Source organism: Phycicoccus elongatus Lp2, from assembly GCF_000367525.1.
GTDB lineage: Bacteria > Actinomycetota > Actinomycetes > Actinomycetales > Dermatophilaceae > Phycicoccus_A > Phycicoccus_A elongatus.
Genome location: NZ_HF570956.1, coordinates 1,730,204 through 1,754,209 on the forward strand (window position 1 = coordinate 1,730,204; position 24,006 = coordinate 1,754,209).

The window sequence follows — 24,006 nt, forward strand, 5'->3', positions numbered from 1 at the left end:
CCCCCCCCCCGCCGTGGGCATTGCCCAGCCCGAGCCCGCCGCGCAGCGCCTTGGGTTCTGGCACACCGGGATTGCCGTCTTCCTCTTCTGGAACCTCGCCACCCTCGCCGGCTCACTGCTGGGCAATGCCCTCGGCGATCCCCGTCGCTGGGGCCTGGACGCCGCTGCGGCCGCCGCCTTCTGCGCCCTGCTGTGGCCCCGACTGCGCGGCCGGGACCCGATCGCCACCGCCGTGCTGGCGATCTTCATCGCCCTGCTGTCCGCGCCCTTCGTCCCGGCCGGGGTGTCGGTCATCCTGTCCGCGGTCGCCGCCCTGGTGGTCGCCCTGGGCGGGTGGGGCACTCAGCGCCCGGATCGGCCGGATCGCCCGACCAGCGACGGCCACGGGCATCTGGTCGGCGAGGGGCCGCTGCCATGACGATGTGGATCGCCGTGCTGCTGGCCTGTGTCGCCTGCTTCGCGCTGAAGTTCGTCGGCTACCTCGTGCCGGAATCCTGGGTCTCCGGCGGGCGCACCAGCCGGATCACCACCTTGCTGCCGGTCGCCCTGCTCGCCGGTCTCCTCGCCGTGCAGACACTCGTCGGCTCCGGCGGCTCGCTGGTCATCGATGCCCGCGTGGGCGCGATCGCCGTCGCGATCGTGCTCCTGCTCCTGCGCGCCAACTTCATCATCGTCGTGCTCGCCGCGGCGGTCGTCGCGGGCGTGCTGCGGGCGTTGGGTGTGATGGCGTGACGCCCTGAGTCCAGCGCCTCAGAGCCCGAGGTAGTGCTCCAGCCCCACGGTGACGCCGGGGTGGTCGCCGATGCGCCGCACCGCGGTGAGGACCCCCGGCATGAAGCAGACCCGGTCGAAGGAGTCGTGGCGGATGGTGAGCATCTCGCCCTCCCCGCCGAAGAGGACCTCTTGGTGGGCGACCAGCCCCCGCAGGCGCACTGCGTGCGTCGGTATGCCGTCCACGCGCGCACCGCGGGCCCCGTCCGGGTCGTCGGTGGTCGCGTCCGGCACCGCTGGTAGGCCGGCTTCGGTGCGGGCTGCCGCGATGAGTGCTGACGTGCGGGCCGCCGTGCCCGATGGTGCGTCGACCTTGTTCGGGTGGTGCAGCTCGATGACCTCGACCGACTCGTAGAAGGCAGCCGCCTTGCGCGCGAACTCCATCATGAGGATCGCGCCGATCGCGAAGTTCGGGGCGATGAGGACTCCCCGGCCGGGAAACCCCGCGAGGTCCGCCTCGAGCGCCGCAACCCGCTCCGAACTCCAGCCCGTGGTGCCGACGACGACATCGGCGCCGAGCGCGAGCGCCCTGCGGACGTTGGCGGGAGAGGACGCCGGGACGGTGAACTCGACGACCACATCGGCACCACCAAGGTCGCCCAGGTCGTCCCCGGCGTCGTAGCGCCCCACCAGCTCGAGGTCGTCGGCTCCCTCGACCGCCGCGCAGACGGTGGCCCCCATCCGGCCCGCTGCCCCAATGACGGCCACGCGCGTGTTGCTCATGTCGTCGACCCTATCCGGCTCGCCAGGTCTCCCAGGGGAGAGCCCGATATCCATCGCCCACGCTGGTCGCCACGCCGACGCAGGGGAGAGTTGTTCACCTTCCGTTCACCTTCGCGTATGCTTGTGGGTGAACGAAGCATGAACCACCTGTTGGAAGGAGGCCTCGATGAAGAAGGCCACCGAACCCATGGGCCCGGCCGCCCTGCGGATGAAGTGGGTCCCCGTGACCCTCCCCGACGGCCGCAGTCGCATGGAAATGCGCTGGAAGGCCCCGCGCAAGATCCAGAAGGCCACCGCCGCCTGATCCAACGGCACGAGGAAGGGCCCGACGCTGCGCGTCGGGCCCTTCGTCGTGCCGGCGTCAGACGCTCTGATCCGGTGTCAGGTCACGCCCGGCCGACCAGCCGATGACGGCACCGGTCATGGCGAGCATCGCCGACAGCCAGGTCATCAACCAGACGTCGTCGCCTCCTGCCACGAGGAGGACGACCCCGAACAGGAAGAAGAGCACCGCGCCACAGCCGCACGCCAACGTTCCCAGTCGCGCCGCGGGGGCCGCACGAGTGGCTCCGCCGGCTGCGGACGCATTCGCGACTGCAAGGGCGCCGACTCCGCCCACGGTCAGCATGGAAAGGGCCGCGACGGCGAGTTCCACTCCTGCCGAGGAGGACAGGCGAACGGTGATCAGCGCGACACCGAGCAGGGCGAGACCCACGAGTACCAGAGCGACCACCCGGGCGATCGCCCTGCCTCGTCGACTCGCGATCACGGCCTGGCTGGTGTTGGGACTCATGAGGCGAGAGTAGCTTTCGGCCACGAGCCATTGGGGAAGGCGGACAGGTCGTTCAACTTCCCGGTGAGGATCGTCTTCGAACTGTTGATGTCGCCCTTGAGCTTCAGGGCTCCGCCTCCGAGCGCGGCGATCAGGATGATGACCGCCCCTGCCGCGATGACCGGGCCGGCCGGTGCCCCCAGCACCGTCGCGGTCGAGGCCAGCGCGGTGATGAAGCCGGCAATGCACGCTGCCACACCGGCACCGAAGGCGGTCCAGAAGACGATGATCCCCGTCTGCATCTTGTCCAGGGCCTGCTGCATCCCCTCGATGAGGCCGGTCTTGATCTTGTCCATCGCGGTCTTCTGCGGCGCAATCGCCTGCTTGTAGGCGTCGGCCGCAGTGCCGGTCCAGGTGTCGTCAGCGGTCAACTGGCCGGCGTCGATGACCCCGGCCTGCGAACTCACCGGACCGCCGACCTGGGAGTTCCAGTTCTGCGCTGCCTGACTCAACGCACTGGGACTGCCCGGGTTGTTGAGGTACTCGTCGCACCACGCAACCAGCTCGCCCCACTTCTCCATCAGCCAGTTCCAGCCCTCGCGGATCTTGTCCCCGACCCAACCCAAGCCCCACGGGATCTTCCCCAAGATCCAGTTGATGGCATCCATCAGCTCGTTGAGCTTGTCGATGAGCTTGTTCCAGAGCTCGATGGCCTTCTCGATGATGGGATTCATGTCACGCCCGCTTTCTCACTTGGGGTCCCAGACGCCGGCGAACTTCGCACGCGCCTTGGCTTCGTCGTCGAGGTACTGGTTCCGCACGGACGTCAGTGTCTTGCTGATGTCGGTGGCCGAGGTCGATCCCTCACTGACCAGGTTCGCCACCTTGGTCAGGCACTCCTGGTAGAGGGCGACGAGGCCTTCACGATCGGCGACGCCGGTGAACTCGTGCGCCGAGAGCCATTGGCCCCACGCTGCGCCTGATGCTGTCGAGAGTTTCCCGGCGACTTCGGACCACAGCACGCTGTCGGCGTGCAAGGCGTCAAGACTGACTTTCAAGGTCATGGTTGGTTCCCCTTGGTCATGGTTGGTTCGATGGTCCGATCAGAGCCCGAGCCGCGCGGCGAGCGCGTCCGGGTCGTTGAGTTCGCCCGCGAGGCGAGTCATCCTGCTGTCGGCGACGACCTGGGGCAGCGTGGCTCCGAGGTTGCGCCGGGCGTCGTCGATGGCGACGACGATGAGTCGACTGATGTTGTTCGGGTGGGCACGCTCCAGCCAGACCGGGTGCAGCGCCAGGTCGACGAGGTTGCCGGCGGCGTCCATGGTCGCCACGACGTTGCGGTCGATGTCGCTCTGTCCGGTGACCTCCCGACCCCGCATCGCGCCGAGATCGGAGCTGACCTCGTCCACGCTGTCGATGAAGTCCTGGAGGGTGGCGATCAGGGCCATCCCGAAGGCGTCGATCTCCTCCTGGCTGCGCCCCTCACCCAGCCGCTCCTCGAGGTGCCCGGCGACAGTTTGGTACTGAGCCGGCAACGGCGTGCGCGCTGGGGCCGGCCCGTCGAAGCTTTCCTCCAGCGCCCGACCGACCTCCTCCAACCGCTGGGTCGCCAAGGCAGCGACCGCGTCGAGGACAGCGGCGCCGAGCGCCTGCGGCGCCACCTTGGCGCTCCAGTCCATGGCAACGGTGACCGAGCGCAGGACACCCTTCGCGTCCGTCTCGACGCTCACGGCTCCGGACTCGTCGTGGGCCCGCAACGGTCCCGGGTCCGCAGCCACGCCCGCGCGGTCGAGGCGGGACCGGAGTCCGTCCAGGTTGTCCCGCAAGTCGTAGAGGTCGTCAACATCGCTCATGGGCTCCACTGTTCCAACGACACCGGGCCCGGACAATGGGGAGGACTCCCCACACAAGCCAGCGGCGCGGCATACCGACTGGGTATGCCGCGCCGCTGGCTTGCGTGCTCGCGTCAGGCGTCCGTGGGGGCACCCTCGGCGTCGGAGCGCTCACCGCGGTCACCACGACCACGGCCACCGCCACGGCGACGGTTGCGCGGACGGCGCTCGCCACCTTCGCGGTGCTCGCCACCCTCGGCACCGTTGTCGTCCGATCCCGCATCGTCGCCGGCGTCGTCGGCCGACTCAGCGGCCGCGGCCTCGGCACCCTCGGGCAGGACGGCGGCCAGCGACAGCTTGCCGCGCGGGTCGATCTCCTTGAGTTCGACCTGGACCTTCTGGCCGACGGCCAGGACGTCCTCGACGGCGTCGATCCGCTTGCCACCGACGAGCTTGCGCACCTCGGAGATGTGCAGCAGACCGTCCTTGCCGGGCAGCAGGGAGACGAAGGCGCCGAAGGTCGTCGTCTTCACGACGGTCCCCAGGAAGCGCTCCCCGATCTCGGGCATCTGCGGGTTGGCGATCGCGTTGATCATCGCCCGCGCCGCCTCCGCCGACGGACCGTCGGTCGCGCCGATGTAGACGGTGCCATCGTCCTCGATGGAGATCTGCGCGCCGGTCTCCTCCTGGATCTGGTTGATCATCTTGCCCTTCGGGCCGATGACCTCACCGATCTTGTCGACCGGGACCTGGACGCTGATGACGCGGGGCGCGTAGGCGCTCATCTCGTCCGGAGCGTCGATGGCCTCGTTCATGACGTCGAGGATGTGCAGGCGGGCCTCACGGGCCTGGGTCAACGCACCAGCAAGCACGTCGGCGGGGATGCCGTCGAGCTTGGTGTCGAGCTGGATGGCCGTGACGAACTCCTTGGTGCCGGCGACCTTGAAGTCCATGTCACCAAAAGCGTCCTCGGCACCGAGGATGTCGGTCAGCGCGGCATACGACATCTGCCCGTCGACCTCGGCCGAGATCAGGCCCATCGCGATGCCCGCGACCGGGGCGCGCAGCGGCACACCGGCGTTGAGCAGCGAGAGGGTCGACGCGCAGACCGAGCCCATGGAGGTCGAGCCGTTGGAGCCGAGCGCCTCGGACACCTGACGGATCGCGTAGGGGAACTCCTCGCGGGTCGGGAGGACCGGCATGAGGGCGCGCTCGGCGAGCGCTCCGTGGCCGATCTCGCGGCGCTTCGGCGAGCCGACACGGCCGGTCTCACCGGTGCTGTAGGGCGGGAAGTTGTAGTTGTGCATGTAGCGCTTGCGCGTCACCGGCGAGAGGGTGTCGAGCTGCTGCTCCATGCGGAGCATGTTCAGCGTCGTCACGCCCATGATCTGGGTCTCGCCACGCTCGAAGATCGCCGAGCCGTGCACCCGCGGGAGCACCTCGACCTCGGCGGAGAGAGCGCGGATGTCCTTGAGCCCACGGCCGTCGATGCGGACCTTGTCGCGCAGGATGCGCTCGCGCACGAGCTTCTTCTGCACCGAGCGGAAGGCGGCCGAGATCTCGGCCCCACGACCCTCGAACTCCTTACCCTCACCGGCGAGGTCGGCCTTGAGGCCTTCCTTGAGCTCGTCGAGGCGGGCCTCACGGGCCTGCTTGTCGGCGATCGTCAGGGCCTGGGCGGCGTCGCCGGCCACGGCCTGCTCGACCGCGGCATAGGCGTCGTCCTGGTAGTCCAGGAAGCGCGGGAACTCCTCGACCGGCTTGGCCGCCTTGGTCGCCAGCTCGGCCTGGGCCTCGCACAGGACCTTGATGAACTTCTTGGCGGCCTCGAGGCCCTCGGCGACGACCTCCTCGGTCGGGGCGGTCTTGCCCTCGTTCTTGACCAGGTTCCAGGTCGACTCGGTGGCCTCGGCCTCGACCATCATGATCGCGACGTCGTCACCAACGACCCGGCCGGCGACGACCATGTCGAAGGTCGAGCGCTCGATGTCGGAGAACTGCGGGAAGGCGACCCACTGGCCGTCGATCAGGCTGACGCGGACGCCACCGATCGGGCCGCTGAACGGCAGGCCGGAGATCTGGGTGGAGGCGCTGGCCGCGTTGATGGCGAGCACGTCGTACTGGGCGTCGGGGTTGAGCGCCAGGACGGTGATGACGACCTGGACCTCGTTGCGCAGGCCCTTGACGAAGGACGGGCGCAGCGGGCGGTCGATGAGCCGGCAGGTGAGGATCGCCTCGGTCGACGGGCGACCCTCGCGACGGAAGAAGGAGCCGGGGATCTTGCCCGCGGCATACATCCGCTCCTCGACGTCCACGGTCAGCGGGAAGAAGTCGAAGCCCTCGCGCGGGTGCTTCCCGGCGGTGGTGGTGGACAGGAGCATCGTGTCCTCGTCCAGGTAGGCCGCGACGGCGCCGCCGGCCTGCTTGGCCAGACGGCCGGTCTCGAACCGAACCGTGCGGGTGCCGAAGCTGCCGTTGTCGATGGTGGCTTCGGCGAAGGTGATTTCGGGTCCCTCCACGGGAACCCTCCTTTTCTCTTGGTATGCCGCGTGCATCGTCGTTGTGCCGCGGTTGCCTTCGTATTCAGTTGTTGTGCAGACATGCCGAAAGGCGGCCCCGTGCGGAGCCGCCCTTCGTCATGAAATCAACGGCGCAGGCCGAGGCGCTTGATCAGCGACCGGTAGCGCTCGATGTCGACGCTCTCCAGGTAACGGAGCAGGCGGCGACGCTGGCCGACCAGGAGCAGCAGGCCCCGGCGGCTGTGGTGGTCGTGCTTGTGGGTGCGGGAGTGCTCGGTGAGATCCTTGATCCGCTGGGTGAGCAGCGCGATCTGCACCTCAGGGGAGCCGGTGTCGCCCTCGGACGTGCCGTATTCGGCCATGATCTGCTTCTTGACGTCGGTGCTCAGTGGCATGGGTGTCCGACTCTCCTTCTGGATTCTCGTTGCGCGGCGCGCCCGGGCTGGTTCACCGGGGCTCTCTGGTTCCGCGGCCGTTCAGACGGCGATCTCAAGGGTAGCCGAGCACGCGGCATACGCCCTAATCGTCGGCGACCGTCCCCGGAAGCGACGCCCCCCTGCCCTCCCCAACCAAGACCCGCCAGCCGACGACACAAACTCGCGACATCGCGACCTGGTGTCGTTGGTTCCGTTTCCTCGCGACATCAACTCGACAGGTCGCGACATCCGACTCATGGACCAGTCAGTGGCTCAGGCGGTCCGACGATGGCGCGGACCGAAATATCTCTGCCACTGCGCCGAGCGGATGTCGACGTCTGCACCCCGGGACCGGAGCACCTTGACCACGCGGGCCAGCGTGCGCTCGGGTTCGACCCACAACCCCTTCGACGTGACCACCACGAAGCGCCAGTCGCGGTTGTCGAAGTCCTCCCGCCGATCGATGTCGGAGTGCCACTGCTCGTGGTCGTCGGCGTGCTGGCGGCCCCCCCACTCGACCGCCACTCGATGGTCCCGATAGCCCAGATCGAGGCGACGCACCAACCGGCCATCGGGATCGCTGAACTGGACGTCCACGGACGGCTCGGGCAAGCCGGCCAGGACGAGCAGCATGCGCAGTTGCGACTCCGGCCGTGACATCACCCTGGGTCGCACGAGCGCGGCCGCGCGCCGAGCCAGCAGGCGGTGCCGACCAGGTGTCGCGGCGGCCTCACGCAGGCGTCGCGGATCGAGCCGGTCCCTGCGCACGAGTGAATCGCCCACCGCGACGAGATCGACGAGGTCGCAGTCCGCGGCCAGGTCGAGGAAGGTCCGCACCCGGTCGGTGAGGCGGATCCCGGCCAGGGTCGTGATGCCGTCGGTCGATCGGCTCGCCCGAGCATCGACTGCCTGCCCGACCATCCGTGCAGAGCGGCTGTCCTGCCCGGAGGGAAGGACGATGTGGGTGCGCCAGTCCGGCGGGGGCCAGCCGTCCCACAGCTCGCAGGCCGTATGCCGCGCGATCGCCGCACCCTCGGGCGCGACGAGCAGGGCGGCGCGGGCGCGGACCCTGACGTCGACCTCGACCTCGCTCGAGACGTGCACACCCCGGAGCAACTGGCGATAGCCCGGTCCGCGAAGTTGACCCACGGTGAGTCCGGCGGCAAGGGCGTCGGCGCGGCGGAAGGGTGACGTGGGGTCGAAGGCAGCCATGAGCCCAGTCTTTCGGAGGTCCGGGCACCGCAATCGGTTGTCCACAGGCCCCGACTCCCGAACCACCTCGTGAGGTGAGGTCGTTGATCAACCGGGTCGGCGACCTCAACTCGACAATTCGCGAGGTGATGTCGCCGATCGACCGGGTCGACGACCTCAACTCGACAAGTCGCGAGGTAATGCCCCACCACGGACGCCTACAGTGGGTCGCAACGGGTCACGCAAAGGAGCGCCCATGGCTGGAACAGTCCCCACGACCGAGTCCGCACGGGCCACGACCACCCGGGAACTCGCCACCGCCGGCCGCGCGCAACGTGGTCCCCTCCTGCCGATCCTCCACGCCGTCATGGCCGAGCACGGCTGGGTCAGCGACGAGGACATCGCGGTCATCGCGGACGTGCTCAACCTCAGCCGGGCCGACGTCCACGGGGTCGTCAGCTTCTATCACGATTTCCGGCGCACTCCCCCGCCCGCGCATCGGGTCCAGGTGTGCCGCGGCGAGGCCTGCCAGGCGGTCGGCGCGCAGGCCTTGTATGCCGCGGCGCAGGCCCGGTTCCCTGCTGGCGGCGACGTCGAGGTCGGCGAGGTCTTCTGCCTGGGCAATTGCGCGCTGGGACCGTCGGCTGTCCTCGACGGAACACTGGTCGGGCGCCTGACCCTGGAGCGTCTCGACACGGCCGCGGCCGGGTGGACGGCATGACGACGGTCTGGGTGCCCTGCGATGCGGCGGCCCGCGCCGTCGGCGCCGACGAGGTCGCCGAGGCCTTCGCCGCCGCGGGTGCCACCGTCCGCCGCAACGGCTCGCGCGGGATGCTCTGGCTCGAACCGCTGGTCGAGGTCGAGACCGACGCCGGCCGGATCGGGTATGCCGCGGTGCGACCCCAGTACGCCGGCGACATCCTCGCCGGCAACCACGTCGACCTCGGCGTCGTCGAGGACCACCCGTGGCTGGCCGACCAGCACCGCGTGACCTTCACCCGGGTCGGGCGCCACGAACCCACCGACCTCGCGGCATACCGCAGCGATGGGGGGTACGCGGGTCTGGAGCGGGCCCTCACCCTCGACCCCGCCGACGTCGTCGCCGAGGTCACCACCTCGGGCCTGCGTGGACGAGGCGGGGCCGGCTTCCCCACGGGCATCAAGTGGGAGACCGTCCGCAAGGCCGCGAGTGACCTCAAGTTCGTCTGCTGCAACGCCGACGAGGGCGACAGCGGCACCTTCGCAGACCGCATGCTCCTCGAGGGTGACCCCTTCAGTCTCCTCGAGGGCATGACAATCGCCGCGTATGCCGTGGGCGCGAGCGAAGGCTATGTCTACGTCCGCTCGGAGTACCCCGACGCCATCGCAACCCTGCGCCGGGCCATCGACGTGGCCCGGGCCGGCGGCTGGCTCGGGCGGCACATCGCCGGCCGCGAGGGCTTCACTTTCGACCTGCACGTGCGGGTCGGCGCCGGGGCCTACATCTGCGGCGAGGAGACCTCGATGCTCGACAGCCTCGAGGGAAAGCGCGGCGAGGTGCGCGCCAAACCCCCGATCCCCGCACTCGTCGGCCTCTTTAGCCAGCCGACCGTCGTCAACAACGTCCTGTCGCTCGCGACCGTCCCGATGATCCTCGCCGACGGCGGTGAGGCGTATGCCGCTCTCGGCACCGGCCGCTCCCGCGGCACCCAGGTCTTCCAACTGGCCGGCAACGTCAAGCAAGGCGGCATCGTCGAGGCCGACTTCGGGATCACCCTGCGCGAACTCATCGAGGGCTACGGCGGTGGCACCCGCTCCGGGCGGCCGTTGAAGGCCGCCCAGGTCGGCGGACCCCTCGGTGCCTATGTCGCCGGGGACCAACTCGACCTGCCGATGGACTACGAGGCCTTCGCCGAGGCCGGCGCGATGATCGGCCACGGCGGCATCGTCGTCTTCGACGACACGATGGACGCGGCCGACATGGCGCGCTTCGCGATGGAGTTCTGCGCCAAGGAGTCCTGCGGCAAGTGCACCCCGTGCCGGATCGGGTCGGTGCGTGGCGTCGAGGTCATCGACCGGATCCGGTCAGCGCCCGACGCCGACAGCCGCCACCAGGCCTTCGTCCTGCTCGAAGACCTCTGCACGACGATGGAGAAGGGCTCGCTGTGCGCGATGGGCGGCCTGACGCCGATGCCGGTGCGCAGTGCGCTCAGGCACTTCCCGGCCGACTTCGCCCAGAACCCACCAGTCGACTCCGACAAGAACCCACCAATAGTGCACTTTTCGTCGGAGGGGAGCACCTCATGACGCTCATCCACGAACCGGACCTCGGCACCCCCGCGGTCGCCAACGACCACGACGTGACGCTCACCATCGACGGTCGCGCGGTCACGGTCCCGGAGGGCACCTCTGTGCTGCGCGCCGCCCGCGGGGCCGGCATCGACATCCCCAAGCTGTGCGCGAGCGACAACCTCGCGGCCTACGGGTCCTGTCGGCTGTGCCTGGTCGAGGTCGAGGGCGCCAAGGGCACCCCGGCCTCGTGCACCACCCCGTGCGCCGACGGCATGGTCGTGCGCACCGACACCGACACCGTGCACGCCCTGCGGCACGGCGTCATGGAGCTCTACCTCTCCGACCACCCGCAGGACTGCGCCGGGTGCGCCCGAGGCAACTGCGAGATCCAGGCGCTCGCCGTGCAGACCGGTGCCGCGGAGGTCCGCTACGGCCGCGGCGGCGCGAGCCACCTCGACGACACCGCGGACACGTCCAACCCCTATTTCACCTACGACCCCAAGGCCTGCATCGTCTGCAACCGGTGCGTGCGCGCCTGCGGCGAGGTCCAGGGCACCTTCGCCCTCACCGTGCAGGGGCGCGGCTTCGACTCGCGGATCACCGCCGGCGGCACCGACTTCCTGTCCTCGGAATGCGTCTCCTGCGGCGCCTGTGTCCAGGCGTGCCCGACCGACGCGCTCACCGAGAAGTCGGTGATCCAGTTGGGGATGCCGTCGCGCACCGTCGTCACGACGTGCGCCTACTGCGGGGTCGGGTGCTCCTTCAAGGCCGAGGTGCAGGGCAGCGGCGACGACACCCGGGTCGTGCGGATGGTGCCGTGGAAGGACGGCGGCGCCAACGAGGGCCACAGCTGCGTCAAGGGCCGCTTCGCCTACGGCTACGCCTCGCACCGCGACCGCCAGCTCTCCCCCATGGCCCGTGACTCCATCGACGACGAGTGGCAGGTCGTGACGTGGGAGGAGGCCATCACCCGCGTCGCCGAGGGCTTCCTCGCCCTGCGCGAGAAGCACGGCGTGGGCTCGATCGGCGGCATCTCCTCGTCGCGGTGCACGAACGAGGAGGTCTACGTCGTCCAGAAGATGGTTCGGGCGGCGTTCGGCAACAACAACATCGACACGTGCGCGCGGGTGTGCCACTCCCCCACCGGGTACGGGCTCAACCACGCGTTCGGCACCTCCGCCGGCACGCAGGACTTCGCCTCGGTCGAGCAGGCCGACGTCATGCTCGTCATCGGCGCCAACCCCACCGACGCGCACCCCGTCTTCGCGTCGCGGATGAAGAAGCGGCTGCGGGCCGGGGCCAAGGCCATCGTCGCTGACCCGCGGCGCATCGACCTCGTGCGCTCCCCGCACGTCGAGGCGGCGCTGCACCTGCCGGTGCGCCCGGGCACCAACGTCGCGTTCGTCAACGCGATGTGCCACGTCATCGTCACCGAGGGGCTGTGGGACGAGCCCTTCGTGCGCGAGCGCTGCGAGGACGCTGACGCCTACCTGGCCTTCATCGCGGGGCCCGAGCACTCGCCGGAGGCGACGCAGGACGTGACCGGCATCCCGGCATCCGACCTGCGTGCCGCGGCGCGGCTGTTCGCCGCCGGGCCGAACTCGGCGATCTACTACGGGCTCGGCGTCACCGAGCACAGCCAGGGCTCGACGATGGTCATGGGCATGGCCAACCTCGCGATGCTCACCGGCAACCTCGGGCGCGAGGGCGTGGGCGTGAACCCGCTGCGCGGGCAGAACAACGTCCAGGGCTCGTGCGACATGGGGTCCTTCCCCCACGAGCTGCCGGGCTACCGGCACGTGTCGAGGCCCGAGGTGCGCGAGATCTACGAGTCGCTGTGGGGGGTGACCCTCCAGGCCGAGCCGGGGCTGCGTATCCCGAACATGTTCGACTCGGCGATCGGCGGCTCGTTCAGGGGGCTCTATGTGCAGGGTGAGGACATCGCCCAGAGCGACCCCAACACCAGCCACGTCGAGGCGGCGCTGCGCGCGATGGACCTCGTCGTCGTGCACGACCTCTTCCTCAACGAGACCGCGCGCTTCGCGCATGTCTTCCTGCCGGGGGCCTCGTTCCTGGAGAAGGACGGCACCTTCACCAACGCCGAACGCCGGATCAACCGGGTGCGGCCGGTCATGCCGAGCCGGGTCGGCAAGGACGAGTGGCAGGTCGTCTGCGAGATCGCGACGGCGATGGGCTACCCGATGTCGTACGCCGAGGCGTCGCACATCATGGACGAGATCGCCGCGACGACCCCGACGTTCGCCGGGGTCTCGTTCGCGCGCCTCGACGCCGAGGGCTCGATGCAGTGGCCGGTCACGCAGGCCGCCCCGCACGGCACGCCGACGATGCACGTCGGGTCGTTCGTGCGCGGCCTCGGGCAGCTCACCGAGACCGTGTACGTGCCGACGACCGAGCGGGCCAACCGGCGATTCCCCCTCGTGCTCACGACCGGGCGCATCCTGTCGCAGTACAACGTCGGTGCGCAGACCCGGCGCACGCCGAACTCGACGTGGCACCCCGAGGACGTCCTCGAGATCCACCCCTCGGATGCCGAGCTGCGGGGGGTGACGTCGGGTGACGTCGTCGAGCTGTCCTCGCGCGTCGGCACCACGCGCCTGACGGCGCTCGTTTCGGACCGGATGCCGGCCGGCGTCGTCTACACGACGTTCCACCACCCGGTGACCGGCGCCAACGTCGTGACGACCGAGAACTCCGACTGGGCGACGAACTGCCCCGAGTACAAGGTGACGGCCGTGCAGGTCGAGGTCGTCACCCAGGCGGCCCGGGCCAATGCCGGCGCGGGCGCCGATGTCCCGGCGGATGCCGTCGCGGGTCGCCCGTGAGCACCGCCGAGCCCGCCGTCGTGCGGATGGGGCACGACCTCGTCCGCCACCTCGAGCACCTGCCCGGTGACCAGGCGGCGATGGAGATCGCGACCCACATCAAGAAGTTCTGGGAGCCGCGCATGCGTCACGAACTCCTCGCCCGCATCCGCTGGGGTGATACGACGCTGCACCCGCTGCTCGTGGCAGCCGCGGGCGACCTCGTCGACGGTGAGGTCGACCGGGGAGAGATCAAGGAGCCCTCCGGCGGCTGAGGGGCATCGCATCCCGGCGCGTCACCCTTGGCGCGACGTCAGTCCCAGATCAGGTCGGGGAACATCTTCTCGGTTCTCCGGATCAGCTGAAGGTACTGCCAGGAGGCTGACTCCCGTGAGACCGCGATCTCCTTGCGGAACGGGGAGGACTGCCACGTGAGCTTGCAGAAGTCGCGGCCGTTCTCGGTCGGTTGCCCCGCGTCGTGGAAGTACGGCTTGGCATCCCAGTCAGCGGCAGGTGCGTTCGCCCAGGAGAAGTCCATGAGGGGTGTCGCGCGAGGTGTGAAGCCGGCCTTGATGGTCGCGAACTGCTGCATGTACATCTCCGCGCACCAGGCCTGGACGGGGTACTGATGGTCCGCTGGGTGGTACAGCGCCGCGGTGTCGCGCATGTGGTGATAGGCGAGGACCGACGTGCGTTCGACATCGAACCAGAAGTCGGCGCCTGCACCTTTGACGAAGTACTGCGCTCCGATCGAGTTCTCGTCATGGGCCAGGACGTCGTCGGCGACGACGCCGGCGATCCCGCACAGGTCGAGGAACAGCTGATCGCCCTTGTCGCGGAGGTACTGCACCCCCGTGTAGCTGCGGGTGTTCGAGCCGTACCACGTGTCGTCACCCGCCAGGAAGGGGGCGAAGTCCATGGGTCGGGTGAACACGCAGTCGGGGTCGAGGTAGTTGTAGACGCTCGAGCTCTCGCCGGGGAACTGCTCGAAGAACTTCCCCGTCAGCCACGGCTTCATCGACGCCGAGTAGGAGGTCTCGGTCCGCGTGTCCGGGTACAGGTGCAGGGAGGCCCGGATCTCGTCGGACTCCCAGAAGCGCAGGAGGAGGTCGGAGGGTCGCTCGTTGAAGTACACGATCGGGTAGTGCGCGTCCTCCTCGTACCCCAGCTCCCGGAAGCTCGCCATCTGGACGAGCGCCTGCCACAGGTAGTACGGGCTGTCAGGGACAGGAACGATGAACTTCACGGCATCGCTGCCCCTCCTGCTGCCCTTGGCTGACTCGAACACGGTCACGGACCCCGCACCATCGGCGCGAGGTCCGTGACGGTCACCCGTCCACCCGCCGCTACTGGTCGGTGGGCGGCGGCGGCGGCGAGGCGTCAGTCTCGGGGATGCCCGACTCGGGAGTCTCGGGCGGCGTCGACGTCCCGGTCTCAGCCTCGGACTGGGCGGTGAGGGGTTCTGGCGTGCCCGCCTCCGACTCGGCGGCGGCACGCGCTCCGACGCACGTGTTGTTGTTGGTGGAAACCCGGATTCGGCTCGTATTGGTACCGCCGTCGGTCGTGAACGAAATCCAGAGCTGTCCTCCGCTTCCAGTGGAGGTCATGTCGATGTTGGTCACTGCGTTACTGAGCGCCTGATTACCTGACCACACCGACGTGCCTTCGTTGGGGAAGTTCGTGTCATTGTTGCGCTGGATGTTCGTGACCCTGAAGCTGGACGCCGGAATGCCGCAGGAGTTCAGCACGGAGATCCCGAGTCGGTAGCGATCGTTGCCGGTGGTGTCGAACCGGCATACGGTCGCCTGGATCATCGGCACGCAGGGGTTGATCTCTGCCAAACCACCCAACGGAGTCCAGGGCCCGTTCGAAGTCGCTCCGCACTCGACCCTGAGATAGGCCATGGGCCCGCTCGCGGAGCACGGGAGGCTCCCGTTCGGGAAGATAAGCGTGTGGAGTGAGTCGTCCGCGGTTCCGGGAGCGGTGATGGTCCCGACTGAGGCGGTGCCCGAGTCCGTCTGGAAACTGTTAGAAGCGCCGCCAACTCGACGCACGTTGTCACCCTGGGCGGGAAACGCCGCCGTTGCCCCGGCAGCAAGAACCTTCTGCACGAACAGCCGAGGGCTGTTGCTCGTGTTGCTCTGCGGATTTTGGGCGGTGGTGTTGTTGCTGATCCACAGGCGAGTCCGCTTCGGGTTGTCGAAGAAGGTGAGCCGCAGGTAGTTGCAGTCGCAGGCAGTGCCGCTCTTCAAAGCCGCGGTGATCCGGAAGATGAAGTCCCAGTGCGAGCTGGCGCTGTTGCAGCCACTCAGGCTGACGCTCACGGGATACGTGCCACCGGTCGTCCCGATCGCCGCGACGCAGGGGGGGGAGGGTGGTGGTCGTGGTCGTGATCCCCGACGCTGCGTGCGCTGGCGCGGCCCCGGCCACGGCGATCGTGGGCACAGCCCACGCCGCGCCCTTGGCAAGCGTCCTTCGACCGACTGCCCCTGTCTGGCCGGTGTTCGAGCCGCTCATCTAGACCCCATTCCATTCTCTACGCACGGTATGCATTCGGTAAACCGACGATACGGTAGCACGTGGCGGCGCCGCCGTACGACGCTTTCCGAGAAGGCCGTGGGGACGGAAGAGGACGCACAGGCCAGGTCAGCCAGATCGTGGGCTGCTGCGCCCAGGCTTCCGCCCGAATCCGAGGCGTAACCCGCGCCCCAACAGCCTCGGCTGTCCCGGCGCGGACGCCTCGATGGCCTCCGCCTCCAGACCGACGAGGGCGGGGACGATACGCACCAGTGCCCTGTCGATCTCGTCGGCAGCCCTGCGCGCCACTGCCGCGCCACGGCCATGCGGGTCAGCCACGTCCCACGTCATCGAGTCCGGAGCGGCGGCCAGCTGGAGCTCGTGGATGAGCCGATAACCGGTCGCACCCCCCGGGGTTCGGTCGACGGCATCGACGAGCTGGTGCAGGCCGAACAGCTTGTGTCCCCAACCCGGATGCGACTCGAGGATCCGCATTCGCTGGGCGAACTCGAACGTGACGACGACGTCCGCCAGGGCGAGCATCTCGCTGGTCAGGGAGCGGCTGACGTGGCCGGTCGGATCGCCGCCGCGCAGCCGAAGCTGCGCCGCCATCGGCGCATCCATGTCCCGCCCGGGATACCCGGGGATGCCGGCACTCTCCACGGTGACCGACTCCCCAGCCGCGCCCAGCTCGCGCAGCAGGTGTGCCGCCCTCCGCTCGGCGTACGGCGATCGCGAGATGTTGGCGGTGCACACGAAGAGGAGGCGCAGCGGAGTCGGCGAGGTCCCACGCGTAGCGGTCACGGGCAACAGGCTAAACGCGTGAGCCACCGGCGAACCCGGCCCGGGCCGGAATCTTCGATATGTTGACCATCAGCACCATGCCCATCCGGACCCGGACCCCATCCACGCGGGAGACCTCGAACCTCGTGAGCCACATCCTGCGGCTGCGCGCACTCGGCAGGCACCTCGAGGTGAGGTGCATCGGGGATTCCGCCGACGTCCTCGCATCCGCCATGACGGCATCGTGGTCTCGCTGCCTCTCCAACGGCGGCGGCGACTGCGGACCATCGGACGCCCTGCACCTCGACGCGCACCTCGACGACCCGGGTCGCCTCGCGCACCAGCTCATGCGCACGACTCAAGAGATCACTCGCACGCTCATCGCCGGACAGGCCGGACGGCTGCTGATGCTGCACGCAGGTGCGGTCAGCCACCCGGAGACCGGGGCCAGCCTCGTCTACGTGGCTCCGGGCGGCACCGGCAAGACCACGCTGAGCCGGCTGCTCGGACAGCGGTTCGGCTACCTCACCGACGAGACGGTGGGCATCGCCGACGACGGCGCCATCCACCCGTACCCCAAACCACTGTCGGTGCGACGGCCGGACGCTCCGCACCTCAAGGACGAGCTGTCCCCCGACGGCCTCGGCCTCCTGCCCGCCCCCATCGCGCCCCAGGTTGCACGGATCATCGTCCTGGACCGGGACCCCGAGCTGGGGACGTCGGTCGAGACGGAGGAGCTCTCCGTCATGGACGCGCTCTTCGCCGTGGTGGAGCAGACGTCCTCCCTGTCGTGGCTCGACCGGCCGTTACACCGTCTCGCTGACCTCCTCGAGGCGTCTGGGCCGGTGCTGCGCGTCCGGTACGCCGAGGCGTCGGAGATCGAGGATTACCTCAGTGCGCTCCTGGCAGGTCGATCATGAGGGTGCAACGGGTTCCGGCCGACGACCTGCTCGTGCGCGACGGGGAGACCGCGTTGCTCGTGGACGGGATGGCCGTGCGGCTCAGTGAGCTGAGCGCGGCGATCTACGACCTCACCGAGGAGATGGTCGAGGTCGAACGGCTGGCGCGTGAGCTGGAGGCGCATTTCGGCGCGCCCGAGGGGTCGACGTCCATGGACGCCACCGGCCACGCCGTGACGGAGCTGCTCCGGCACGGCGTGCTGAGGAGCGATCCATAGCCGTTGGCGACGTCATGGGACCGACGGCTCCTCCTCCAGCAGGCCCCGACCCACGAGATCGGCGAGGAATACCTCGACGTCCGCGGCCACCTCGTGCTTGGCCCGTCCGACGAGGTGGGCGACGGCATCCGCCACGTCCGGCTCCCCCTCCACGGCAGACAGCCAGATCCAGGCCGCCGAGTTCTGCAGCACCTGGGGAAGGCCGTCCGGGACGTGCATCAGGAACACGACGCCTGGCGGATCTGGCTCGCCGTCCGGCACGACGAACGCCACGCCCTTCGGGATGCGGTACACCGTCATCGGCGGCCTCGGCGCCCGAGGCTCGTCGAGCGGACCAGCTGGGCGACCTCTCCCAGACCCCAGCGAGCTCGCTGCGCGTAGGCCCGCGCCATCTCCCGAGCAGTGGGCCTCCTGCCCAAGGTGGTGTGCAGACGGCGCGGGTTGGGCAGGATCAGGCGGATCGCCGTCCGCAGCGCGCCGACAACTGTCGCTTCCGACCTCACGCGAGCCACCCAGATCCGCACGTGCGACCGCTCGTTCGTGGAGAGCGCCTTCCAGAGCTCGTACCCACGCATGCCGTGGTACTCCTCCAGCCGCCCGGTGCCAGCGGCCAGAGCAACCTCGGCGCCGAGGTCGTCCGCGAGCTGTTGCACAGCCGCCCGCTCCTCCTCCGTGCCGAAGTGCCAGCTCCTCTGAATGTCGGAGTGGTCGAGCGCCCCTCCCCGTGCTGCGTGCACGATGAGGAGGAGGCGTTGAGCCCTCAAGGACGGCACCGGGCACGGCGTGCCGGCGATGGGGACCGTGTGCCGCTCCGCCCACAGGCGTTCGAACGCCGTGGAGGCGTCGATCCCGATGCCGGGGAAGCGCCGATGGACGTCGGCCGGCGACAGGACCGGATGGGTCAGGGTGGCGGCGTGCTCGAAGGCCGAACCGTCCGCGAAGTGGTACGCGGTCGTCCATCCGTGTCGGTGCATCACCTCGAACAGTCGGTCGACGTGGGCCGGGCGGACGAGCACGTCGGCGTCGACGCTCTGACGCGCCACGGTCCCCGGCGCACCGCAGAGCTGGTCACCTGCGGAAACCACCGCCAGGAGTCGCTCATCGACAGTTGGCCCCTTGATGTGAAGCAGGTCGATGTCGTTGTCCTCGGCAATCGCTTGGAGCGCGGCGTGGGTGAAGCGGATGCTCACGGAGGTAGGCATGGATATCGTGTCCACGCCACGACAGTATCTGCCGCGCAACGACTTGCGCGCGTGTGCTCCCTACACCCACAAGGGCCCCGGACAGCCGGTGATAGCGTGCGGGCGTCCGGCCCGAGAGGGCGCACCACCGCCTCGACTTGGGGGAACCGCACGTGAAGGTCGTCGTCACCGGGGGTGCCGGCTTCATCGGCTCCAACCTCGGCCGCGAGCTGCTCTCACGCCCTGACGTCGACGAGGTCATCGCGCTCGACGACCTGTCCACAGGCTTCCGCGCCAATCTCGAGGGCACCGGCATTCGGCTCCTCGAGGGGACGATCCTCGACCCCGACGCGCTCGACGCCGCGTGCGACGGCGCGGATGCCGTGGTGCACCTCGCGGCGCTTCCCTCCGTCCCCCGCTCGGTGCTCGACCCCGTCGCCTCGCACCACGCCAACGCCACCGGAACCCTTGAGGTGCTCCAGGCCGCCCGACGCGCCGGCGACCTGCACGTCGTCGTCGCGTCGTCGTCATCGGTCTACGGCGCGAACCGCGAGCTGCCCAAGCGCGAGGGCATGCGCACGGCCCCGATCTCCCCCTACGCCGTGAGCAAGCAGGCCACAGAGGCCTACGCGATGTCGTTCGGCCATTCCTATGGCCTGCCCACCTTGGCCTTTCGCTTCTTCAATGTCTACGGCCCGCTGCAGTCCGCGGGCCACGCGTATGCCGCCGTGATCCCGGCTTTCGTTGACGCCGCACTGCGTGGCATGCCCCTGACGATCCACGGTGACGGTGAGCAGACCCGCGACTTCACCTACGTCGGCACCGTCACCCGTGTCATCGCCGACGCCGTCACTCGTAGGGTCACCGACCTCGAACCGGTGAACCTCGCCTTCGGCACGCGCACGACGCTCAACGCCCTCGTGGGCGAACTCTCGGACGTCCTCGGCTTCGCGCCGCAGGTCGAGCACGTGGAGCCGCGCACCGGCGACGTGCGCGACTCGCAGGCAGACAACGCACGGCTCCGCCACCACTTCCCCGACGTCGAGCCCGTACCCCTGCGCGAAGGCCTGGAGCAGACCGTCGACTGGTTCCGGACCTTGCCCGAGTACCGGGCATAGTCGATGCGGAGGCTCCTCGACAGGGTCGGGCGGTCGGAGCGCGCAGCCCTGGCCCTGCTGGGCCTCTGGGTGGGGTGGACATGGGTCTCCGCACTCCTCGCCGACCGGATGCCGTCGCTCACCTCCTCGTACGTCCTCTCACCGATCGTCCTGGTCGCCGGCGTGGCGCTTGGCCAACTCGTGGCCACCCGGCTGCGAAGCGATGTGGTCGTGGCCAGCCTCGTCGTCGTGACGACGGTGCTCTTCCTCTCTGTGATCTTGACCGAGGGCCCTGCCAAACGGCCCACCGCCTACGCGAACGCGAACGCCGCTGTGGCGGTGCAGGTCATCGGCCTCGCCGGGTTGGCGATGCTCGGGTCCGACCGTGTACGACGCGTCCTCCTCTGGCTTACCGTGGCGGGTGCTCTCGCGGTCATCGCGGCGAACGCGTCGAAGGCCGCGTTCGCGGTGTCCGTACCCCTGCTCGTGGCGATCGCCCGCATGCTCTGGCGGCCGGCGGCTCGTGCCGGGGGGGCCGTTCTCGTGGGATCGCTGTCGATCGTCTTGTCTGCAGGCGCGGTCGTCCACCTCGCTGCTCGGGACCAGTGGCCGCCGCGGGTCCTGCAGGCTCTGGACCCGGCCCGGCAGTCCCTGTGGAACGACGCGCTGTCGCTGTGGGCAACCCACCCGTTCACCGGTGGCGGACCCGGTTCACTGGCGGAGTACAGCACCCTCGGCGGCGACCCTGACACTGCGTCTGCCCACTCCTCACTGCTCCAGGTCGGCGCCGAGACAGGCCTGATCGGCGCCGCCCTCTTCGGCCTGATCGTCGTCGGCGGTCTACTCTGGGCTGCCCGGGGCCGGGCGCCCTATGCGGTCCTCGGGGCTGCCGCATGGACGGCGCTGATCGTGCACTCGCTCAGCGACCACCTGCTCGAGTACACGGTCGTCGTCCTCGCAGCAGGGATCACCCTCGGCTGGGCCGGCGAGAACCGGTCAAAAGAGCTCGACGTCCCCGAGGGTGAGGGTCCAGTCCCGGGGTGACGGAGGGGATGCCGCGAGCGGGCGCGTCGTCAGCAGCGGCCCCTGTCCCGGCAGCGGGAGCAGGCCTGCCGAAGGGCCAGAACGCAGCCCGATCGCGTAGTCCGCGCCGGTCATCGTGAGCATCCGGCGCACCAGAGCGATCCCCGTGCGGCGGTCGGGGACCAGCTGCTCGACGACCGCAGCCTCCACGGCATACCCACGCCGACGGAGCCGGAAGACGAGGCCACCCTCGGCAGGGTCGTGGGGCGATGCGAGCAGCAGTCGGTAGTGCAGCGGCGCGAAGGACGTGCGCCAGGCCATGTACTCGGGCGTGCGGTGCGTGCGGAACCCCTTCGTGGGCGCGTGCTCCAGCAGTGCTGCGGCGACCGCACCGTCGGCAAGGGCCTCCCCCGCGTCGAGCCCGGCGGATGTCACCTGAGACCACAGGTCCGCGGGAACCCGCGAGGCGATCATCGGCGCGAGAGACCGGGGCTTTGCGGGCAGCACCCCCACCGGGAGCCGCCGGGCCAGGCTCCAGCCCATCTTGAGGTATCCCGGACGGCTCTGGTCATTGGGGGTATTGAAGACGAGCCCGTCACCCGCAAGGGTCAGCTCGGCCACCCCACGAAGGGTGAGCCTGCGGAAAATGCCCTGACCTTGGTATGCGGGGTCGGTCGCCGTGTCGACGGCCCTCACCGCGCGCACCTCGCGACCCGCGTCGTCGAGGAACCTCCAGCGCAGGAACGTCCGGTAGCCAACCACCGAGCCCCGGTGTACCGCCACCCATGCGGGAGACACCCCGAAGGCGTTGTCGTAGTGCTTCCAGCGGAAGAACTCCTCGTTCGGGTCCTCGTCGCGCCAGCCCAGCGAGGCCCGCATCAGGCGCAGGACGGCCGGCTCGTCGGCCGGGTGGGCCGCACGCAGCTCGAGGTCGAGGGGCTTGGTGGGCACGGGGGGCGTCATGGTGTGGCTCCGTCCAGCCAGGTCTGCAGCATGAGCACCGTCCAGAGCGCGTAGTCGTGGTTGCGAGCGCCCGAGTCGTGCTCCGCCAGCGCCCGGGCGATCGGTTCGGGACGGAGCAGGCCCTGCCGTCGCAAGCGGTCCGGGGCCAGCAGGTCGTGTGACCACTCCCGCAGCGGCCCGCGCAGCCAGTCGGCCACGGGCGGGTCGAAGCCCATCTTGGGTCGGTCCCAGAGCTCGTGGGGCACGTACTGGCCCAGCACCTGCCGGACCACCCACTTCCCGTGGCCGTCGCGCACCTTGGCGCGCTCCGGCATCCGCCAGGTCAGCTCGACGAACCTGTGGTCAAGGAAGGGCACGCGCACCTCGAGCGCGACCGCCATGCTCGCGCGATCCACCTTGACGAGCATGTCGTCGGGCAGGGTGCGCTCCTGGTCGGCCAGCAGCATCCGGTCCAGGGGCAGGGCTGCGTCCAGGCCCGGCACGGCCGTCGCTGATGGGGGCGGTGGATTCGTCATCAGCGTCGCGGGGTCCCACCTGGTGGCCAGCACCGCGTAGGCGGCCATGTGGTCGTCCGCGGCGAGCACACCGGCCAGCTTGTGGGCCTTCGTGCCGATCGCAGGGGTGCGGCCGGGGAGGACTCGGGCCAGCCGGTCCCAGCCGACCGGGCTGGGCGTCGTCAGCGCGCGGGACGCACCGCGACGCAGCGGACCCGGCAGGGCGAGCAGCCGGGAGAGCCCTCCGTGCGCCACCCGATACCGGTTGTACCCCCCGAGCAGCTCGTCGGCGCCGTCGCCGCTGAGGCAGACCGTCACGTGTTGGCGGGCCGCCGCGCAGAGCAGGGCGGTCGGCACGCCCGAGGGGTCGGCGAACGGCTCGTCATAGAGGGATGCCGCCCGCGACGCCAGGTCGATCGGGTCGAGATCGCCCAGGGGCAGCGTGGTGTGCTCGGTGCCCAGGTGCCGGGCGACCCCGGCAGCGGTCACCGACTCGTCTCCCTCACCACCCACGGCGACCGTGAAGGTGCGCACCGGTTGGGTGCTCACGGCCTGCGCCAGCGCCGCGATCGTGGAGGAGTCGACACCCCCGGACAGGAAGGTCCCGACTGGCACGTCGGCCTCGAGCCTGCGGCGTACGGACGCGCGCAGGGCCGTGTCGGCCAGCTGCACCAGTTCGCGGTCGTCGAGTGCCAGGGGGTCGGCGAGACCGGCGGCGGCCACCGATGCCAGCGACCAGTAGGGCACGGGCTCGGAGACCGTCGTCGGGCTCGCGACCCGCACGACACAACCCGCCGGGAGCTTGTCGATCCCCGGGACGATCGAGTGCGGTGCCGGGACGAAGCCGTACCGCAGGTAGTCAGCCAGGGCCTGCGGGTCCGGGCTGGTGCTCGTGTGCGAGAGCTGACGGACGGCCCCGAGCTCGGAGGCGAACGCGAAAGCGTCGCCCACCTGGCCGTAGTACAACGGCTTCTCCCCCACCCGGTCCCGGGCGAGAACGAGGACGCGCTCTCGGCGGTCCCAGACGGCCAGCGCGAACATCCCGTCGACGGCCGCGACGGCGGCTTCCGGGCCCCTCCGGGCGATCAGCTCGACGAGGACTTCTGTGTCCGAGTGCCCGCGAAACGCGACGCCGTCGCCCTCCAGTCGGTGACGATGGTCGGCGTGGTCGTAGATCTCGCCGTTCAGCACGAGGACCCAGCGGCCGTCCGCCGAGGTCATGGGCTGGTGTCCCGCCACCGAGAGGTCGACGATCGCCAGCCGGCGGTGGCCGAGGGCGACGCCGGCATCCGGGTCGAGCCAGCGTCCGGCATCGTCCGGGCCTCGGTGCGCGACGGCTGCTGACATCGCGTCGAGGTCCGCTCCCAGGTCACCGCCTCCGTGAGTCAGGAGCCCGACCACACCGCACATCTGGTTGTCTACCCCTCGCGTCGTCCGGGCAACCCTGATGGCGG

26 protein-coding genes are annotated in these 24,006 nt (G+C 69.7%); 11 read left to right on the forward strand and 15 right to left on the reverse strand.

Features of this window, described 5'->3' with window-relative positions; translation table 11 throughout:
* Both BN10_RS08205 and BN10_RS08210 read left to right on the forward strand, forming a co-directional pair.
* On the forward strand, positions 1–418 hold a 418-nt coding region (locus BN10_RS08205), incomplete at its 5' end, for an AzlC family ABC transporter permease (RefSeq protein WP_407674654.1).
* The gene (locus tag BN10_RS08210; RefSeq protein ID WP_010850760.1) at positions 415–732 is read left to right on the forward strand and encodes an AzlD domain-containing protein; all 318 of its coding nucleotides are present in this window, start codon (positions 415–417) and stop codon (positions 730–732) included. The genes BN10_RS08205 and BN10_RS08210, both read left to right, overlap by 4 nt.
* Before the next feature lie 18 nt (positions 733–750).
* Here the strand turns inward: BN10_RS08210 and dapB are convergent, their stop codons facing one another.
* Positions 751–1,494: a 4-hydroxy-tetrahydrodipicolinate reductase gene (dapB, locus tag BN10_RS08215; protein ID WP_010850761.1), complete on the reverse strand. Its 744-nt coding sequence runs from the start codon at positions 1,492–1,494 to the stop codon at positions 751–753.
* A 166-nt stretch (positions 1,495–1,660) separates the two neighbouring features.
* On the opposite strand from dapB, the gene BN10_RS17310 reads away from it, so the two are divergent.
* Positions 1,661–1,798: a hypothetical protein gene (locus BN10_RS17310; RefSeq protein WP_010850763.1), complete on the forward strand. Its 138-nt coding sequence runs from the start codon at positions 1,661–1,663 to the stop codon at positions 1,796–1,798.
* A 57-nt stretch (positions 1,799–1,855) separates the two neighbouring features.
* On the opposite strand, the gene BN10_RS08220 is transcribed toward BN10_RS17310, so the two are convergent.
* The 7 genes from BN10_RS08220 to BN10_RS08250 form a co-directional block, all read right to left on the reverse strand.
* Complete coding sequence (locus BN10_RS08220; protein WP_156917185.1) at positions 1,856–2,287, reverse strand: hypothetical protein; 432 nt, start codon at positions 2,285–2,287, stop codon at positions 1,856–1,858.
* Positions 2,284–3,000, reverse strand: a complete 717-nt coding sequence (locus BN10_RS08225; RefSeq protein WP_010850765.1) for a WXG100 family type VII secretion target — start codon at positions 2,998–3,000, stop codon at positions 2,284–2,286. Before BN10_RS08225 ends, BN10_RS08220 begins: the two co-directional genes overlap by 4 nt.
* 15 nt (positions 3,001–3,015) lie before the next feature.
* Positions 3,016–3,330: a hypothetical protein gene (locus BN10_RS08230; RefSeq protein ID WP_010850766.1), complete on the reverse strand. Its 315-nt coding sequence runs from the start codon at positions 3,328–3,330 to the stop codon at positions 3,016–3,018.
* Between the two features lie 39 nt (positions 3,331–3,369).
* The gene (locus BN10_RS08235) at positions 3,370–4,119 is read right to left on the reverse strand and encodes a YbaB/EbfC family nucleoid-associated protein (protein ID WP_010850767.1); all 750 of its coding nucleotides are present in this window, start codon (positions 4,117–4,119) and stop codon (positions 3,370–3,372) included.
* Positions 4,120–4,232: 113 nt separating this feature from the next.
* Positions 4,233–6,617, reverse strand: a complete 2,385-nt coding sequence (locus BN10_RS08240; RefSeq protein WP_010850768.1) for a polyribonucleotide nucleotidyltransferase — start codon at positions 6,615–6,617, stop codon at positions 4,233–4,235.
* A 125-nt stretch (positions 6,618–6,742) separates the two neighbouring features.
* Positions 6,743–7,012, reverse strand: coding sequence for a 30S ribosomal protein S15 (rpsO, locus tag BN10_RS08245; protein ID WP_010850769.1), 270 nt, complete (start codon positions 7,010–7,012; stop codon positions 6,743–6,745).
* A gap of 294 nt (positions 7,013–7,306) precedes the next feature.
* Positions 7,307–8,245, reverse strand: a complete 939-nt coding sequence (locus BN10_RS08250) for a hypothetical protein (protein ID WP_010850770.1) — start codon at positions 8,243–8,245, stop codon at positions 7,307–7,309.
* A gap of 235 nt (positions 8,246–8,480) precedes the next feature.
* Between BN10_RS08250 and BN10_RS08255 the strand changes: the two genes are divergently transcribed.
* From BN10_RS08255 to BN10_RS08270, 4 genes are read left to right on the forward strand one after another with little or no spacing between them, the layout of a single operon-like run.
* Complete coding sequence (locus tag BN10_RS08255) at positions 8,481–8,945, forward strand: NAD(P)H-dependent oxidoreductase subunit E (RefSeq protein WP_010850771.1); 465 nt, start codon at positions 8,481–8,483, stop codon at positions 8,943–8,945.
* Positions 8,942–10,510, forward strand: coding sequence for an NADH-ubiquinone oxidoreductase-F iron-sulfur binding region domain-containing protein (locus tag BN10_RS08260; protein ID WP_010850772.1), 1,569 nt, complete (start codon positions 8,942–8,944; stop codon positions 10,508–10,510). Before BN10_RS08255 ends, BN10_RS08260 begins: the two co-directional genes overlap by 4 nt.
* A complete protein-coding gene (fdhF, locus tag BN10_RS08265; protein ID WP_010850773.1) occupies positions 10,507–13,338 on the forward strand; it encodes a formate dehydrogenase subunit alpha in 2,832 nt (943 codons plus the stop codon). Before BN10_RS08260 ends, fdhF begins: the two co-directional genes overlap by 4 nt.
* Positions 13,335–13,592: a formate dehydrogenase subunit delta gene (locus tag BN10_RS08270; RefSeq protein ID WP_010850774.1), complete on the forward strand. Its 258-nt coding sequence runs from the start codon at positions 13,335–13,337 to the stop codon at positions 13,590–13,592. The genes fdhF and BN10_RS08270 overlap by 4 nt, the downstream gene beginning before the upstream one ends.
* Positions 13,593–13,630: 38 nt before the next feature.
* On the opposite strand, the gene BN10_RS08275 is transcribed toward BN10_RS08270, so the two are convergent.
* From BN10_RS08275 to BN10_RS08285, 3 genes are all read right to left on the reverse strand, one after another.
* Positions 13,631–14,611, reverse strand: a complete 981-nt coding sequence (locus BN10_RS08275; RefSeq protein WP_010850775.1) for a hypothetical protein — start codon at positions 14,609–14,611, stop codon at positions 13,631–13,633.
* Positions 14,612–14,663: 52 nt separating this feature from the next.
* Positions 14,664–15,641 carry a hypothetical protein gene (locus BN10_RS08280; protein WP_010850776.1) on the reverse strand — a complete coding sequence of 326 codons (978 nt, stop codon included), beginning with the start codon at positions 15,639–15,641 and terminating at the stop codon, positions 14,664–14,666.
* A 322-nt stretch (positions 15,642–15,963) separates the two neighbouring features.
* Positions 15,964–16,638, reverse strand: coding sequence for an arsenate-mycothiol transferase ArsC (locus BN10_RS08285; protein WP_040752988.1), 675 nt, complete (start codon positions 16,636–16,638; stop codon positions 15,964–15,966).
* 77 nt (positions 16,639–16,715) lie between these two features.
* Between BN10_RS08285 and BN10_RS08290 the strand changes: the two genes are divergently transcribed.
* The gene (locus tag BN10_RS08290) at positions 16,716–17,537 is read left to right on the forward strand and encodes a hypothetical protein (protein ID WP_233354290.1); all 822 of its coding nucleotides are present in this window, start codon (positions 16,716–16,718) and stop codon (positions 17,535–17,537) included.
* Positions 17,534–17,794: a hypothetical protein gene (locus BN10_RS08295; RefSeq protein ID WP_010850780.1), complete on the forward strand. Its 261-nt coding sequence runs from the start codon at positions 17,534–17,536 to the stop codon at positions 17,792–17,794. The genes BN10_RS08290 and BN10_RS08295 overlap by 4 nt, the downstream gene beginning before the upstream one ends.
* Positions 17,795–17,806: 12 nt before the next feature.
* On the opposite strand, the gene BN10_RS08300 is transcribed toward BN10_RS08295, so the two are convergent.
* Complete coding sequence (locus BN10_RS08300; RefSeq protein WP_010850781.1) at positions 17,807–18,094, reverse strand: PqqD family protein; 288 nt, start codon at positions 18,092–18,094, stop codon at positions 17,807–17,809.
* Entirely contained in the window at positions 18,091–18,996 is a 906-nt protein-coding gene (locus BN10_RS08305; protein ID WP_010850782.1) for a nucleotidyltransferase family protein, read from the reverse strand. The genes BN10_RS08300 and BN10_RS08305 overlap by 4 nt, the downstream gene beginning before the upstream one ends.
* A 152-nt stretch (positions 18,997–19,148) precedes the next feature.
* On the opposite strand from BN10_RS08305, the gene BN10_RS08310 reads away from it, so the two are divergent.
* A complete protein-coding gene (locus BN10_RS08310; protein WP_010850783.1) occupies positions 19,149–20,093 on the forward strand; it encodes an NAD-dependent epimerase/dehydratase family protein in 945 nt (314 codons plus the stop codon).
* A 3-nt stretch (positions 20,094–20,096) separates the two neighbouring features.
* A complete protein-coding gene (locus BN10_RS08315; RefSeq protein ID WP_010850784.1) occupies positions 20,097–21,116 on the forward strand; it encodes an O-antigen ligase family protein in 1,020 nt (339 codons plus the stop codon).
* Here BN10_RS08315 and BN10_RS08320 read toward each other — a convergent pair.
* Together BN10_RS08320 and asnB are read right to left on the reverse strand one after the other, a co-directional pair.
* Entirely contained in the window at positions 21,069–22,058 is a 990-nt protein-coding gene (locus BN10_RS08320; RefSeq protein WP_010850785.1) for a GNAT family N-acetyltransferase, read from the reverse strand. The genes BN10_RS08315 and BN10_RS08320 overlap by 48 nt on opposite strands.
* The gene (asnB, locus tag BN10_RS08325; RefSeq protein WP_051369650.1) at positions 22,055–23,953 is read right to left on the reverse strand and encodes an asparagine synthase (glutamine-hydrolyzing); all 1,899 of its coding nucleotides are present in this window, start codon (positions 23,951–23,953) and stop codon (positions 22,055–22,057) included. Before asnB ends, BN10_RS08320 begins: the two co-directional genes overlap by 4 nt.
* Positions 23,954–24,006: the final 53 nt, after the last annotated feature.